General features: G+C 62.2%; 17 protein-coding genes. 11 read left to right on the top strand and 6 right to left on the bottom strand.

All coding sequences use genetic code 11. The features are described 5' to 3' along the window. Positions 1-62 precede the first annotated feature (62 nt). From ccmA to AC2444_RS20560, 5 genes are read left to right on the top strand one after another with little or no spacing between them, the layout of a single operon-like run. Positions 63-710, top strand: coding sequence for a heme ABC exporter ATP-binding protein CcmA (gene ccmA, locus AC2444_RS20540; RefSeq protein WP_012759358.1), 648 nt, complete (start codon positions 63-65; stop codon positions 708-710). A gap of 52 nt (positions 711-762) precedes the next feature. Continuing rightward, positions 763-1422, top strand: coding sequence for a heme exporter protein CcmB (ccmB, locus tag AC2444_RS20545; RefSeq protein WP_012759359.1), 660 nt, complete (start codon positions 763-765; stop codon positions 1420-1422). 48 nt (positions 1423-1470) lie between these two features. Then, the gene (locus AC2444_RS20550) at positions 1471-2232 is read left to right on the top strand and encodes a heme ABC transporter permease (RefSeq protein WP_012759360.1); all 762 of its coding nucleotides are present in this window, start codon (positions 1471-1473) and stop codon (positions 2230-2232) included. Positions 2233-2234: 2 nt separating this feature from the next. Further along, positions 2235-2414 carry a heme exporter protein CcmD gene (gene ccmD / locus AC2444_RS20555; protein ID WP_012759361.1) on the top strand — a complete coding sequence of 60 codons (180 nt, stop codon included), beginning with the start codon at positions 2235-2237 and terminating at the stop codon, positions 2412-2414. Next, complete coding sequence (locus AC2444_RS20560) at positions 2411-3019, top strand: DsbE family thiol:disulfide interchange protein (RefSeq protein WP_012759362.1); 609 nt, start codon at positions 2411-2413, stop codon at positions 3017-3019. The genes ccmD and AC2444_RS20560 overlap by 4 nt, the downstream gene beginning before the upstream one ends. Positions 3020-3038: 19 nt before the next feature. On the opposite strand, the gene AC2444_RS20565 is transcribed toward AC2444_RS20560, so the two are convergent. The 6 genes from AC2444_RS20565 to AC2444_RS20590 all read right to left on the bottom strand — a co-directional run bounded on the left by AC2444_RS20565 (position 3039) and on the right by AC2444_RS20590 (position 8480). Continuing rightward, positions 3039-3626, bottom strand: a complete 588-nt coding sequence (locus AC2444_RS20565; RefSeq protein ID WP_012759363.1) for a DUF2585 domain-containing protein — start codon at positions 3624-3626, stop codon at positions 3039-3041. Beyond that, positions 3623-4267, bottom strand: coding sequence for a septation protein A (locus AC2444_RS20570; protein ID WP_012759364.1), 645 nt, complete (start codon positions 4265-4267; stop codon positions 3623-3625). The genes AC2444_RS20565 and AC2444_RS20570 overlap by 4 nt, the downstream gene beginning before the upstream one ends. Before the next feature lie 75 nt (positions 4268-4342). Then, complete coding sequence (gene ftsY / locus AC2444_RS20575; RefSeq protein WP_012759365.1) at positions 4343-5944, bottom strand: signal recognition particle-docking protein FtsY; 1602 nt, start codon at positions 5942-5944, stop codon at positions 4343-4345. A 16-nt stretch (positions 5945-5960) separates the two neighbouring features. Then, a complete protein-coding gene (mtaB, locus tag AC2444_RS20580; protein WP_012759366.1) occupies positions 5961-7235 on the bottom strand; it encodes a tRNA (N(6)-L-threonylcarbamoyladenosine(37)-C(2))-methylthiotransferase MtaB in 1275 nt (424 codons plus the stop codon). Then, complete coding sequence (gene dapF, locus AC2444_RS20585) at positions 7232-8137, bottom strand: diaminopimelate epimerase (RefSeq protein ID WP_012759367.1); 906 nt, start codon at positions 8135-8137, stop codon at positions 7232-7234. Before dapF ends, mtaB begins: the two co-directional genes overlap by 4 nt. Positions 8138-8255: 118 nt before the next feature. Beyond that, a complete protein-coding gene (locus tag AC2444_RS20590; RefSeq protein WP_017962453.1) occupies positions 8256-8480 on the bottom strand; it encodes a hypothetical protein in 225 nt (74 codons plus the stop codon). Positions 8481-8973: 493 nt separating this feature from the next. Between AC2444_RS20590 and ffh the strand changes: the two genes are divergently transcribed. The 6 genes from ffh (at position 8974) to rplS (ending at position 13562) form a co-directional block, all read left to right on the top strand. Next, on the top strand, positions 8974-10551 hold the full coding sequence (ffh, locus tag AC2444_RS20595) for a signal recognition particle protein (RefSeq protein WP_012759369.1): 1578 nt from the start codon (positions 8974-8976) through the stop codon (positions 10549-10551). A gap of 16 nt (positions 10552-10567) precedes the next feature. Then, entirely contained in the window at positions 10568-10888 is a 321-nt protein-coding gene (locus tag AC2444_RS20600; RefSeq protein WP_012759370.1) for a chorismate mutase, read from the top strand. Between the two features lie 49 nt (positions 10889-10937). Then, a complete protein-coding gene (rpsP, locus tag AC2444_RS20605; RefSeq protein ID WP_012759371.1) occupies positions 10938-11309 on the top strand; it encodes a 30S ribosomal protein S16 in 372 nt (123 codons plus the stop codon). A gap of 113 nt (positions 11310-11422) precedes the next feature. Beyond that, positions 11423-11992, top strand: coding sequence for a ribosome maturation factor RimM (gene rimM, locus AC2444_RS20610; protein ID WP_012759372.1), 570 nt, complete (start codon positions 11423-11425; stop codon positions 11990-11992). After that, on the top strand, positions 11992-12723 hold the full coding sequence (gene trmD, locus AC2444_RS20615; RefSeq protein WP_012759373.1) for a tRNA (guanosine(37)-N1)-methyltransferase TrmD: 732 nt from the start codon (positions 11992-11994) through the stop codon (positions 12721-12723). The genes rimM and trmD overlap by 1 nt, the downstream gene beginning before the upstream one ends. Positions 12724-13007: 284 nt before the next feature. Further along, positions 13008-13562: a 50S ribosomal protein L19 gene (rplS, locus tag AC2444_RS20620; protein ID WP_012759374.1), complete on the top strand. Its 555-nt coding sequence runs from the start codon at positions 13008-13010 to the stop codon at positions 13560-13562. The last annotated feature ends 10 nt before the right edge of the window (positions 13563-13572 follow it).

The raw sequence follows: 13572 nt of genomic DNA on the forward strand, positions 1-13572 counted from the left end.
CACAGTCAAAATCGGACATTTTTTGACCCCTCCGCGAGCCGAAACCAAGAAAGAGCCGACGCATGCATCTCACCGCCGAAAATCTGGCTGCAAGGCGCGGTGAGGATCTCATTTTCGTTAACATTTCCTTTCACTTGGCAGCCGGCGAGGCGCTTGTCCTGACCGGTAGAAATGGATCGGGAAAGTCCACTTTGTTGCGTGTCGTGGCCGGCCTCCTCAGGCCGGAAAAAGGCACCGTCAAATTTCACGATGGAGAGAGCGGGGCAGACAGACATGCCGGCGAAGTAAGCCACTACCTCGGTCATAGAAATGCGATGAAGAACGAACTTACGGTTGCAGAAAACCTCGATTTCTGGCGCAGCTTTCTCGGCAATACAGGCTCCGCTGCCGCCCTTTCCGTCGAGGACGCCGCTGACGCCGTCGGCCTTTCCGGCATCACCCACCTTCCCTTCGGTTATCTCTCCGCCGGCCAGCAGCGCCGGATAGCCTTCGCCAAACTGCTCGTCGCCCACCGTCCCGTCTGGATCCTCGACGAGCCGACCGCGGCACTCGATGCCAACGCCGACGGGCTGCTTGCCGATTTGATCACGGCGTATCTGGCAAGGGGCGGCATCGTGCTGGCGGCAACGCATCAGCCGCTGGGGCTGAGGAATTCGCAGGAATTGAAGATGACGGGCTTTGCCGGTGTGGATCATGGGGTATGGGGTTGATGCTTTTCGACGTAGCTACCCCGTCCACCGCACATGCAGAGAGCCGCCGCGCATGACCGCCCTCTTTCTCCGCGACCTGAAGCTCTCGATTCGCGCTGGCGGCGGTGCGCTGATCGGCGTGCTGTTCTTCCTGACCATCGTCGCCGTCATTCCCTTCGGCGTTGGTCCCGATCTCAAGCTGCTGTCGCGTATCGGCCCCGCCATCGTCTGGATCGGCGCGCTGCTCGCCGCCCTTCTCGGCCTCGACCGCCTGTTCCAGGCCGAACGCGACGACGGATCGCTCGACCTGATGCTGATTCAGGAAACGCCCCTGGTCCTGACCGTGCTGGTCAAATGCCTTGCCCATTGGACCGCCACCAGCCTGCCGCTCGTTATCGCCTCGCCGTTGCTCGGCCTCTTCATGAACATGGACGAGACGGCGATCGGCGCGACCATGCTGACGCTGCTGGTCGGCTCGCCCGCCATCACCTTCATCGGCGCCGTGGGTGCTGCCGTTGCCGTGGCGCTGCCCCGCGGCGGCCTGCTGGTCTCGATCCTCGTGCTGCCGCTGACCATTCCGGTGCTGATCTTCGGCGTCAGCGCCACCTATGCCGCAGTCGAGGATCCCGCCCCCTTCCTGCCACCCTTCCTGATCCTCATTGCCCTGACGCTCTTCTTCGCGGTCATCGGCCCGGCAGCCGCCGCCCTGGCGCTACGAAACACAGCGGATTGATGGGCCGTTCGATTGCGGGAAAAGCCGGTTCAAGGTAAGGAAGCGGACATGAGCGAAACGAGCCTTGCCATTAGCAAATTCAGTGACCTCGCCAACCCGACGCGGTTTCTGGCGCTGGCGGCGCGCGCCATTCCGTGGCTGGCCGGCATCACCGCACTCTGTTTCGCGGTCGGCCTCTATCTAAGCTTCGCCACCGAAGGCGATTACCAGCAGGGCGAGACCGTGCGCATCATGTATGTGCATGTGCCCTCGGCCTGGCTTTCGATGATGTGTTATACGATCATGAGCGTCTCGGCGATCGGCACGCTGGTCTGGCGCCATCCGCTGGCCGATGTCTCCGCCAAAGCCGCAGCCCCGCTCGGCGCCGCCTTTACCCTGCTTGCACTCGTCACCGGTTCGCTCTGGGGCAAGCCGATGTGGGGCACCTGGTGGGTCTGGGATGCACGGCTGACCTCCGTCTTCGTTCTCTTCCTGATGTATCTCGGGCTGATTGCGCTCGGCCGCGCCATCGACGATCCGTCGAAGGCCGCGCGCGTCAGCGCCGTGCTCATCCTCGTCGGCTTCGTCAACATCCCGATCATCAAATTCTCGGTCGAGTGGTGGAACACGCTGCATCAGTCGGCAAGCGTGCTGCGCCTCGACGGCCCGGCGATCGATCCGGAATTCCTGCGGCCGCTCTTCGTCATGGCGATCGCCTTCACCCTGCTCTTCTTCACGCTGCACATCATGGCGATGAGGAACGAGATCTGGCGCCGCCGCATTGCCGCCCAGCGCCGTCTTGCTGCCCGCATGGCGAGCCGGGAGGAATAGCCGTGACGCATGCCTTCTACGTCTACGCTTCCTATGGCTTTGCAGCCCTGGTGACGATTGCCGTCACGGCCTGGACCTGGGCCGACGGCCGCGCCCGCCGCAGGGAACTTGCAGCCCTTGAGGCTGCCGGCATCCGCCGCCGTTCGGCGCGCCCCAAGGACAGCGTGGGGGATGGCGAATGAACGACACGCCGGAAAACACCGCCGCCAAGCCGCGCGGGCTGAGCCGTTACGCATTGGCGCTGCTGCCGCTCATCGTCTTCGGCGGCATCGCTGCCACGGCCGCAAAGATGCTCTACGACCAGGATTTCCATGGCAAGAACATCGCAGAAATTCCCTCCGCCCTGATCGGCACCAAGGCACCGGCGCTGAACCTGCCGCCTCTCGACGGCGCCAACCTGCCGGCGCTGACCGATGCGGCAATCAAGGGCAAACTGACCCTCGTCAACGTCTTCGCCTCATGGTGCCTCCCCTGCCGCGACGAACATCCGGTCTTGAAAGAACTGGCAAAGGACGGACGGCTGAATATCGTCGCCATCAATTACAAGGACCAGAGCGCCAACGCCCTGCGTTTCCTCGGCGAGCTCGGCAACCCTTTTCGGGCGATCGGCGTCGATCCGAACGGCAAGGCAGCGATCGACTGGGGTGTCTACGGCATTCCGGAAAGCTATCTGGTCGGGCCTGACGGCACGATCCTCTACAAGCGCGTCGGCCCCTTCGACGATATCAGCCTGAAGGAAGGGCTTTTTCCAGCGATGGAAAAGGCGCTCGGCAAGCCGGCTTCGTAGTTTCGTCTCCGGAAAAGCCTTAAAGCCCGCTCTGCCAGACCTTGATCGCCTCCACCGGCCAGATCAGCATGACAACGTTGAGCGTCAGGTTGTCGCGGATCACGTAGCCAGTGAAAATCTCGAAGAAGATGGCGATCGCCACCGTGAGCGCCACCGGCGCGCGCCGCGCGAAGAAGAAGCCGACGCACATGAAGACGGTGTCCATCGCCGAATTCAGGATGCTGTCGCCGTAATAATCGAGCGCGATCGTTGCCGTGCGGTAGCGGTCGATGATGAGCGGCGAATTCTCGAGCAGCTCCCAGCCGGATTCGATGGCGAGCGCCAGCAGCAGCCTTGCCGCCAACGGCTTGCCGCGCAGGATGAGATGCGCGAGCCCGTAAAACAGGAAGCCGTGGATGATGTGCGAGGGCGTATACCAATCCGACAGATGCTGCGAATTGCCGCTGGTATTGACCCCGCCCTCCCACAGCTTGACATAACCGCAGGCGCAGATCGGCACGCGGCCCATCATATATTCGGCGGCAATCTGAATGATCAGAACCGCAAGGCAGGCGGCGAACCAAAAGGTCTGGTGTCTTACGCGGTATTCGGCCTCTGCAGCGCTCACTTCTCGCCTTCCGTTTCCAGGTTGATGCTGTGCTTCAGCACCAGCGGCATCTGCGCCAGCGTGAAGATGATGGTGATCGGCATCGTGCCCCAGACCTTGAAGGCGACCCAGGTACCGTCGGAAAAGTTGCGCCAGACGACTTCGTTCAGCACGGCAAGGAAGAGAAAGAAGATGCCCCAGCGAATGGTGAGCTTGCGCCAGCCCTCGGCATCGAGCTGGAAGGCGGCGTTGAAGACGTAGCCGAGCAGTGACTTGCCGAAAGCCAGTCCGCCGAGCAGCGCCACCCCGAAGAGCGCGTTGACGATGGTCGGCTTCATCTTGATGAAGGTTTCGTTCTGCAGCCAGATCGACAGCGAGCCGAAGATGACGACGACGATGCCGGATACAAAAGGCATGATCGGCAGATGGCCGAGCACGACCTTCGAAACGATCAGCGAGATGATCGTCGCCGCCATGAAGAGGCCGGTCGCGACGAACAGCGGTCCGCCCAATTCGGAAAGAGCGGGAAACGTCTCCACCAGCCACTGGCCACGCAGATTGGCGAAGAAGAAGATCATCAGCGGCCCGAGTTCCAGCGCCAGTTTCAGCAGCGGATGATGCCGGTCGGCAGCAGACGGGGTGATATCGCTTTCGGTGCTCATGCGTTCTTCAAACCTGTTTTCCTGGAAACCTGTCGCGGCCTTGGCCTGCAGGCTTTTGGCGGCATATCTGTGGCATCATTGCCCAAGTCCGGCAATGGCGTGGGCAAAATCCTCGGCCTCGAACGGCTCCAGATCCTCGACGCCCTCGCCGACGCCGATGAAATAGACCGGCAGCTTGTGCTTGGCAGAGATGGCAACAAGAATGCCGCCGCGCGCCGTGCCGTCGAGCTTGGTCATGATCAACCCGTTGACGCCGGCGACGTTGCGGAAGATCTCGACCTGGCTGAGCGCGTTCTGCCCGGTCGTGGCATCGAGCGTCTGCAGCACAGTATGCGGCGCATCGGGATCGAGTTTGCCGAGCACGCGCACGATCTTCTCGAGCTCGGCCATCAGCTCTGCCTTGTTCTGCAGGCGGCCGGCGGTATCGACGATCAGCACGTCGCATTTTTTCGCCTTCGCCTGTTCGAAGGCATCATAGGCAAGGCCGGCGGCATCGGCGCCGAGTTTGGTGCCGATGAATTCGGAATTCGTCCGGTCGGCCCAGATTTTCAGCTGCTCGATCGCCGCCGCACGGAACGTATCGCCGGCGGCCAGCATCACCTTCAGCCCGGCGCCGGAAAGCTTTGCCGCAAGCTTGCCGATCGTCGTGGTCTTGCCCGTGCCGTTGACGCCGACGACGAGAATGACATGCGGCTTGTGCGAGAGGTCGAGCTGCAGCGGCTTGGCGACCGGCTTCAGGACCTTGGCGATTTCGGACGCCATGATCCGGCTGACATCCTCGCCGGTGACATCCTTGCCATAGCGCTCAGAGGCGAGCGTGTCGGTGACGCGCATGGCGGTCTCGACACCAAGATCGGCCTGGATCAGCAGGTCCTCGAGATCCTGCAGCGTCTCGTCATCGAGCTTGCGCTTGGTGAAGAGCGCGGTGATCTGGCCGGTCAGCTGCGAAGAGGTGCGTGCAAGGCCATTGCGCAGGCGCTGGAACCAGCTGAGTTTTGGCTGCAGGACAACGGGCTCCGGCTCGACGACCTTCGGGCCGGTGGCAAAGCCTCTGGGGAGGATGGGAGAGCCAATCTCCGGTTCTGCCGCGGGGCTATCCCCCTCCGCCCTGCCGGGCATCTCCCCCACAGGTGGGGAGATTGGCTGGGAGGGCGAATCCAGCCCTGCATCATCCTCAGTCGGAATCTCTTCCGGCTCAGCCGGAACCTCTTCCGGAAGCTTTTCGACGATCTCTTCGAGGTCAGCCGGCTGTTCGAGCGCTCCGGTCTCCACAGGATCTGCCGCCTCGTGCGGGAGATGTTCCAGAGGGACAGAAGCGGGTATTTCCGCAACGGGTTCGGCGACCGCCTGGATTTCAGCTTCCGCCTCCGCCTCCGCTGCTGCCTCGGCTTCCAGCAATGAGAGCGGCACGACACCCATGTCGTTCAGCTGGTCGGCGGCGGGCAGGATTGAGGATTCGACATCATCTTCAGCAACCGCTGCTTCGACCCCGCCCTCGTCAATATCGGCAGCCGGTCCGCCGGCCGTATCCATTTCCTCGGCCAGCACCGGATCGTCGGCAACCGGCAGATCTTCGTCGCGCGAACGCGGCTCCAGCTCCCTTTCCACGGCCGCAGGCACAGGTTCTTCAGCCGGCTTGCCGAAGGTGAAGACCTTTTTGATGAAACTGAGCGCCATGGGGATTCCGTGAAAGTCAGGCCGCTGCTGCGGCCGTCAATTGCATGTCGAGATGCTTGCCATTGTGGCCGGTGATCGTGACCGGCACAAGTTCGCCGGGACGAAGGCCGGGGGCTGCGACCAGCGTGAAGTTCTCCGTATGCGCCAGGCCGTTGTTTTCAACAAGCAGCCATTGCCGGGTTCCGATCATCCGATCGAGATGGGATTGATGCAGCCTATGTCCAGCGGCGCGTAGCTTTGCGGCACGATCCTTGACCAGCGACCGGTCGAGCTGCGGCATGCGGGCGGCCGGCGTGCCCGGACGCAGACTATAGGGGAAGACATGCAGATGAGCGATATTGGCTTCTTCCGCCAATCGCACGGCATTGTCGAACATCTCTTCGGTTTCGGTGGGAAAGCCGGCAATCATATCGGCGCCGAAGCTCATCTCGGGGCGGAGGCGGCGCGCATCCTCGATGAAACGCAACGCATCGGCGCGTAAATGCCGGCGCTTCATGCGTTTCAGGATCATGTCGTCGCCATGCTGCAGCGACAGATGCAAATGCGGCATGAAACGGGGCTCGTCGGCGATGAGATCCATCAGATGGGCATCGGCTTCGATGCTGTCGATCGAGGAAAGCCGCAGGCGGCGGATATCAGGGATCTGTTTCAGCAGCGTCTTGGCCAAAAGCCCGAGCGTCGGGGCACCGGGCAGATCGCAGCCATAGCTGGTGGCATCGACCCCGGTCAGCACGATCTCGCGATAACCGCCGTCGACCAGTTTGCGGGCTTGATCGACGACGGCTCCCATCGGCACCGAGCGGGAATTGCCGCGGCCATAGGGAATGATGCAGAAGGTGCAGCGATGGTCGCAACCATTCTGCACCTGGATGAAGGCACGCACATGGCCGTCGATGTGCCTGACCATCTGCGGCGCCGTCGCCTTGACGCTCATGATGTCGTTGACGCGAAGTTTCTCTTCGGCCGAAACGCCGAAGTCCGGCAGGCCGCGATAAGAAGCGGTCGTCAGCTTTTCCTCGTTGCCGAGCACGGCATCGACCTCTGCCATCGCGGCGAAGGTTTGCTTTTCCGTCTGCGCGGCGCAGCCGGTGACGATGATGCGGGCATGCGGATTGTCACGCCGTGCCCGGCGGATCGCCTGGCGGGCCTGGCGCACGGCCTCGCCGGTCACGGCACAGGTGTTGACCAGGATGGCGTTGTTGAGCCCGGCCTTCTCAGCCTGCGCCTTCATCACTTCGGATTCATATGTGTTGAGGCGGCAGCCGAAGGTAATGACCTCGATGCCGCTCACTGCGCCTCCGCCTCTCGGGTACCCTCGCGCGACCAGAGACCGGTCGAAGGATCGACCCTGCCCGACCATTCCCATTCGGCCGGGCCGGTCATGATGACATGATCGTCGCGCTCGCGCCATTCGATGGAAAGCGTGGCCGGCGGCTTGGCGCTTGCCACATTGATCGTCACCTTGCGGCCGGTGCGGCCGGTGCGCGCAGCACTGACGGCAGCAGAACAGGCAGCCGAGCCGCAGGCAAGCGTCAGTCCCGCGCCGCGCTCCCAGGTGCGCGTCGTCACCGATGTCGGCGACGTCACTTGCGCCAGCGTGATATTGGCGCGCTCGGGAAACATCGGATGGTTTTCGAGCAACGGTCCGAAGCGGGCGAGATCATAGGACATCACGTCCCTGTCCACCCAGAAGATCGCATGCGGATTGCCCATCGACATTGCCGAAGGCGAATGCAGCACCGGCTTGTCGATCGGACCGATCTGCAACTCGATGCGGCTGGTGTCGTGGAATTCTTCCGCCAGCGGGATCCTGTCCCAATCGAAGACCGGCCGGCCCATATCGACGGAGATCGTCCCGTCCTCGTGCTCGACGGCGTTGAGGATGCCGGCAACCGTCTGGAAGGTGAAGGCCTTCCTGCCGGTCTCGGCGGCAAGCGCCTGCACGACGCAGCGCGTGCCGTTGCCGCAGGCCTGCGCCTTCGAGCCATCGGAATTCAGGATATCGATGAAGGCATCGGTGCCTTCGGCCTTCGGATCATGGATCGCCATGATCTGATCGAACTCAGTCTGCGGATCGGCATTGAGCGCCACCGCCGCCGCCGGCGTCACCTTGTCCGGCCGGCCGCGCATGTCGACGACCAGGATCTTGTTGCCAAGCCCGTTCATCCTCGCGAATTCGACCGTTGCGCTCATGGGTATCATTCCGTCTGTCTTTCCGGTGTATATGGCGGAAATGCGAAGGAATTACCAGTGGGTGAGTGCCGGGCAGACGTTGCGGCCCGCCGACCCCTTCGAGGCAGCAGTTCGGCTTTTACCGCTGTGCACCGTCGGGATCGAAGGATGCAGCATGGGCTTCAACAATCGCTGCGGTGATGACTTTTCTCAGCTCGTAGACCAGCGAGCGGGACCGCTTGCGATCCAGATCCTGTGCCGCCTTTGCAAGATTCAGGCCTTCGTTCAGGACAATATGATGGGCCCGCGCCAGCGCCCAGCTCTCAATATCAGCATTTAACATTCGATATCTCCGCCGATTCATTCGGCATCAAGGATATTCACGAATCATTTTACAGGACGCACTTAAGTAGAAAGTAGAATCATAAGCAGAATAATTTGCAACTGGCGTTGACAGCGAATTCGGCCGCCGGAGTGGCAATATTTATCGGCAAAACCTGAAACCCTGGCGGATTGCGCAAGCCAATACGTCGCTTTGTTTGCGTATGTACTTTTGCTGCAACCGTTGGATGAGGCGCCATCGGCCTCTCGTCACACGGCTTCTAAGAAGTCGGTCATGCGGTCATTTGTCCGCATTGCCTTGACTTTCGCGCGGCTTTCCTGTTTATCGCGCCCAATCCGCGACGAGCCACATGACTCCGAGCCGCCGACCGGGACCTTAAGATCCCGGAGGTCAACACCCGACAGCGCGATGCGCCCTCGGGTGCTTTTTGGCTTTGCGTCTTGTTTTCGTCAAGGAAAAGCACGACGTTTCCGGGCAGGTAAGAACCCGCCCGAAACGTATCAAGGAAGAGCCGATGTTTGAAAACCTCCAGGACCGACTTGGATCCATTCTGAATGGACTGACAGGCCGTGGCGCGCTTTCGGAAGCCGATGTTTCCGCAGCGTTGCGCGAGGTTCGCCGTGCGTTGCTGGAGGCCGACGTCGCGCTCGACGTCGTGCGTTCCTTCACCGACCGCGTGCGTGAAAAGGCCGTCGGCGCCGAGATCCTGAAGTCGATCAAGCCCGGCCAGATGGTCGTCAAGATCGTGCATGACGAACTGATCGAGATGCTGGGCGGCGAAGGCGTTGGCGTCGACCTTCATGCCGCTGCCCCTGTCGTCATCATGATGGTCGGCCTGCAGGGTTCCGGCAAGACGACGACATCGGCGAAGATCGCCCATCGACTGACAACGCGCGAGAAGAAGAAGGTGCTGATGGCATCGCTCGACACGCGCCGTCCGGCAGCCCAGGAACAGCTTCGCCAGCTCGGCGCGCAGGCCAATATCGACACGCTGCCTGTTATATCAGGCCAGTCGCCGACCGATATCGCCGCCCGCGCCGTGCAGGCGGCGAAGCTCGGCGGCCATGATGTCGTCATCCTCGATACCGCCGGCCGTACGCATATCGACGAGCCCTTGATGGTCGAGATGGCAGACATCAAGAAGCGGTCGAACCCGCATGAAATTCTGCTGGTCGCCGATAGCCTCACCGGCCAGGACGCCGTCAACCTCGCCCGCAGTTTCGACGAACGCGTCGGCATCACCGGTCTGGTGCTGACCCGCATGGACGGCGATGGCCGCGGCGGTGCCGCCCTTTCGATGCGCGCCGTCACCGGCAAGCCGATCAAGCTGATCGGCGTCGGCGAGAAGATGAGCGAGCTGGAGGAATTCCATCCTCGCCGCATTGCCGACCGTATTCTCGGCATGGGCGACATCGTCTCGCTCGTCGAGCGCGCGGCGGAGAACATCGACGCCGAGAAGGCGGCCGCCATGGCCGCCAAGATGGCCAAGGGCAAGTTCGACCTCGACGATCTCGCCGACCAGCTGCGTCAGATGCAGAAGATGGGCGGCATGGGCGGCATCATGGGCATGATGCCCGGCATGGCCGGCATGAAGGACAAGATGGCCGCAGCCGGCCTCGACGACAAGCTTTTCGGCCGCCAGATCGCCATCATCCAGTCGATGACCAAGGCCGAGCGTACCAATCCCGACCTGCTCAAGCATTCGCGCAAGAAGCGCATCGCCGCCGGTTCCGGCACCGATGCCGCCGCCATCAACAAGCTTCTGAAGATGCACCGCCAGATGGCGGACATGATGAAGATGATGGGCGGCAAGGGCAAAGGCGGCATGATGAAGCAGATGATGGGCGGCCTTGCCGGCAAGATGGGGCTCGGCGGCGGCATGGGTGGCGGCATGCCCGATCTCTCGAATATCGATCCCCGACAGCTCGAGGCCTTGCAGAAGCAGGCGGAAGCGGCGGGGCTTGGAAAACCGGGTGGGGGCATGCCCGGTCTCGGCGGTATGCCGGGTGGTTTGTCGGGCCTCGGCGGCGCCAAGCTGCCGGGCCTTGGCGGTGGTTTCCCGGGATTGCCCGGATTGCCGAAGAAGAAGTGAAAGGATCGCTTGCCCCATGATTGATCCAAACGTCAAATCCCAGCTCGCGAGCTATCGTCAGTCGATCGACAATATCGATGCCGCTCTCGTGCACATGCTGGCCGAACGCTTCCGCTGCACCAAAGAGGTCGGCGTGCTGAAGGCCAAATACAATTTGCCGCCGGCCGACCCGGCGCGCGAGGAATACCAGATCGAACGCCTTCGCCAGCTGGCGAAAGCCGCCAATCTGGACCCGGATTTCGCTGAGAAGTTCCTGAACTTCGTCATCAAGGAAGTCATCCGGCATCATGAGCAGATCGCTGCGGATCACGCTGAACAGAGCGCTGCAGCCCGATAACCCGTACCGCTCAAGAAAGCGGTCAAGAAAAGCCCAAGGAGTAAAGAACATGGCACTGAAAATTCGTCTCGCCCGCGGTGGTTCCAAGAAGCGCCCGTACTACCACGTCGTTCTCGCCGATGCGCGCAGCCCGCGTGACGGCCGCTTCCTCGAAAACCTCGGTTCCTGGAACCCGATGCTTGCCAAGGACGACGAGAAGCGCGTTCAGCTGAACGCCGAGCGCATCAAGCACTGGATCGAACACGGCGCTCAGCCGACCGACCGTGTTCTGCGCTTCCTCGATGAGGCCGGCGTTGCCAAGCGCGAAGTCAAGAACAACCCGGTCAAGGCAAAGCCCGGCAAGCGCGCCCAGGAACGCGCCGCCGAAAAGGCTCAGAAGGTCACCGACGCCGCCGCTGCTGCTGCAGACGCTGCGGAATAATCGCGACATTCCCTTCGAGCGGGCGGCATGGCGACATGCCGCCCGTTTTCGTTTCCAATCGCACGCACTTCGTTTATGAGAAACCTGTCTTTCGGCTTCACATGAAGGAACCCATGACCAAGCTTGAAAACCCCGTTCTGATGGCGACGATCGGTGGCGCGCAAGGCCTCCGGGGCGAGGTGCGCGCCAAGGCCTATACGGCCGATCCCGGCGCGCTTGGCGATTACGGGCATCTGCACAGCATGGATGGCCGCAGCTTCGAAGTCCTCGAAATCCGCGAGATGAAGAATGTCGTCGTCGTCCGTTTCCGCGGCGTCAACGACCGCAATGCCGCCGAGGCCCTGAACGGGCTTGAACTCTATATCGAGCGGGACAACCTGCCGGACGAGGAGCTGGAGGACGACGAGTTCTACTATGCCGATCTCGAAGGGCTCGAGGCTCGCGACGACAAGGGTGTCAGTTATGGCACCGTCACCGGCGTGTTCGATTTCGGCGCCGGCGACCTGCTGGAACTCAAAGGTCCGGGCAAACGCCCGGTGCTGATCCCCTTCTCGGAAGCCTCGGTGCTGGAGATCGACCTCGAGGCCGGCACGCTACTGATCGATCCGCTGGCGGCGGGGCTGGTCGAAGATCCCGAAGAGCTTTCGAAATTCACTCCCGACAAGCCGAAAAAGAAGAAGTAATGGCTTTCCGGGCGAGCGTGCTGACACTTTATCCGGAAATGTTTCCGGGGCATCTGGGCTTCTCGCTGGCCGGCAAGGCGATGGAGCGGGGCAAATGGTCGCTGGACACGGTGCAGATCCGCGACTTCGCCACCGACAGACACCGCACCGTCGACGACACCCCGGCCGGCGGCGGCGCCGGCATGGTGCTGAAGGCCGACGTTCTTGCGCGTGCGATCGACAGCGCCTCAGAAAACGATACCCGCCCGCGGCTGCTGATGAGCCCGCGCGGCCGGCCGCTGACGCAGGAGCGTGTGCGCGAGCTCGCGGCGGGTGACGGCGTCATCATCGTCTGCGGCCGCTTCGAGGGCGTCGACCAGCGGGTGATCGAGGCGCGCGGACTGCAAGAGGTCTCGATCGGCGACTACGTCCTATCAGGCGGCGAGCCGGCGGCGCTGATCGTGCTCGATGCGATTATCCGCATCCTGCCCGGTGTCATGGGCAACGATCTTTCCGGCCTGCACGAAAGCTTCGAAGGCGGACTGCTGGAACATCCGCATTATACCCGGCCGCAGGAATGGGAAGGGCGGGAGATCCCCGCGATCCTCACCTCGGGCAACCACGGCGCCATCGAAAAATGGCGGCATCAGGAAGCGGTGCGGCTGACGCGGGAGCGGCGGCCGGATCTGCTGGAAAAGGCTGGCGCATCGGCCCCGAAATCGGGATCGAATATCGGAAAGCGCGATGCGTAGATTCAAATGCTACAGCGTCCTTTGTGCGTCTGAAAAGACGATCGGCGCTGTAAAGTGAGAAAAACGGCTGATTTTGCAGCCCTTTTCACAAAAATGCCGTCCAAGGGATGACAAGCCCTGGTCTTTCGTGTATTGGCGCACGCGGAAATGGGGTTTATCCCCGTCTGCCAGCAAACAAAGAATGGCGAATCCGCTCCCGCCCTGACGGGCAAAGTCCCGAGGCCAGTTCCGAAGGATCAGTGTCGAGCGCTCTGGCTGTTTCAGAAGAACCAAAGGTTAAGACGATGAACATCATTCAGCAGCTTGAGGCCGAACAGGCCGCCAAGATCGAAGCCAAGCGCACGCTCCCCGAATTTTCCCCGGGCGACACCGTCCGCGTCAACGTGAAGGTCACGGAAGGCACCCGTACCCGCGTTCAGGCCTATGAAGGCGTCTGCATCGCCCGCTCCGGCGGCGGCCTGCAGGAAAACTTCACGGTCCGCAAGATCTCCTACGGCGAAGGCGTCGAGCGCGTATTCCCGATCTACTCGCCGATGATCGAGAGCGTCGACGTCGTTCGCCGCGGTAAGGTCCGTCGCGCCAAGCTCTATTACCTGCGCGACCGTCGCGGCAAGTCTGCCCGTATTGTTGAAGACACCGGCGTCCGCGCCCGCAAGCTCAACGACGCCGAGCGCGCCGCCATTGCCGAGGAAAAGGCACGCATCGAAGCTGAAAAGGTTGCAGCAGCCCAGGCGCTCGCCGCCGAGAGGGCAGCAGCAGAAGCTGCGGAAGCCAAGGCCGCTGCTGAAAAGGCCGCCGCAGAAGCAGCCGCCGCTGCAGCGGAACCGGCAGCAGAATAAGATCTGCGCC

Source organism: Rhizobium sp. WSM1328 (assembly GCF_057653715.1).

Excerpts from the sequence above, each read along its gene's own strand:
- ccmA (WP_012759358.1), top strand. The coding sequence starts at position 63 with ATGCATCTCACCGCCGAAAATCTGGCTGCAAGGCGCGGTGAGGATCTC.
- ccmB (WP_012759359.1), top strand. The coding sequence starts at position 763 with ATGACCGCCCTCTTTCTCCGCGACCTGAAGCTCTCGATTCGCGCTGGC.
- AC2444_RS20550 (WP_012759360.1), top strand. The coding sequence starts at position 1,471 with ATGAGCGAAACGAGCCTTGCCATTAGCAAATTCAGTGACCTCGCCAAC.
- AC2444_RS20560 (WP_012759362.1), top strand. The coding sequence starts at position 2,411 with ATGAACGACACGCCGGAAAACACCGCCGCCAAGCCGCGCGGGCTGAGC.
- AC2444_RS20570 (WP_012759364.1), bottom strand. The coding sequence starts at position 4,267 with ATGAGCACCGAAAGCGATATCACCCCGTCTGCTGCCGACCGGCATCAT.
- ftsY (WP_012759365.1), bottom strand. The coding sequence starts at position 5,944 with ATGGCGCTCAGTTTCATCAAAAAGGTCTTCACCTTCGGCAAGCCGGCT.
- dapF (WP_012759367.1), bottom strand. The coding sequence starts at position 8,137 with ATGAGCGCAACGGTCGAATTCGCGAGGATGAACGGGCTTGGCAACAAG.
- AC2444_RS20590 (WP_017962453.1), bottom strand. The coding sequence starts at position 8,480 with ATGAATCGGCGGAGATATCGAATGTTAAATGCTGATATTGAGAGCTGG.
- ffh (WP_012759369.1), top strand. The coding sequence starts at position 8,974 with ATGTTTGAAAACCTCCAGGACCGACTTGGATCCATTCTGAATGGACTG.
- AC2444_RS20600 (WP_012759370.1), top strand. The coding sequence starts at position 10,568 with ATGATTGATCCAAACGTCAAATCCCAGCTCGCGAGCTATCGTCAGTCG.
- rpsP (WP_012759371.1), top strand. The coding sequence starts at position 10,938 with ATGGCACTGAAAATTCGTCTCGCCCGCGGTGGTTCCAAGAAGCGCCCG.
- rimM (WP_012759372.1), top strand. The coding sequence starts at position 11,423 with ATGACCAAGCTTGAAAACCCCGTTCTGATGGCGACGATCGGTGGCGCG.
- trmD (WP_012759373.1), top strand. The coding sequence starts at position 11,992 with ATGGCTTTCCGGGCGAGCGTGCTGACACTTTATCCGGAAATGTTTCCG.
- rplS (WP_012759374.1), top strand. The coding sequence starts at position 13,008 with ATGAACATCATTCAGCAGCTTGAGGCCGAACAGGCCGCCAAGATCGAA.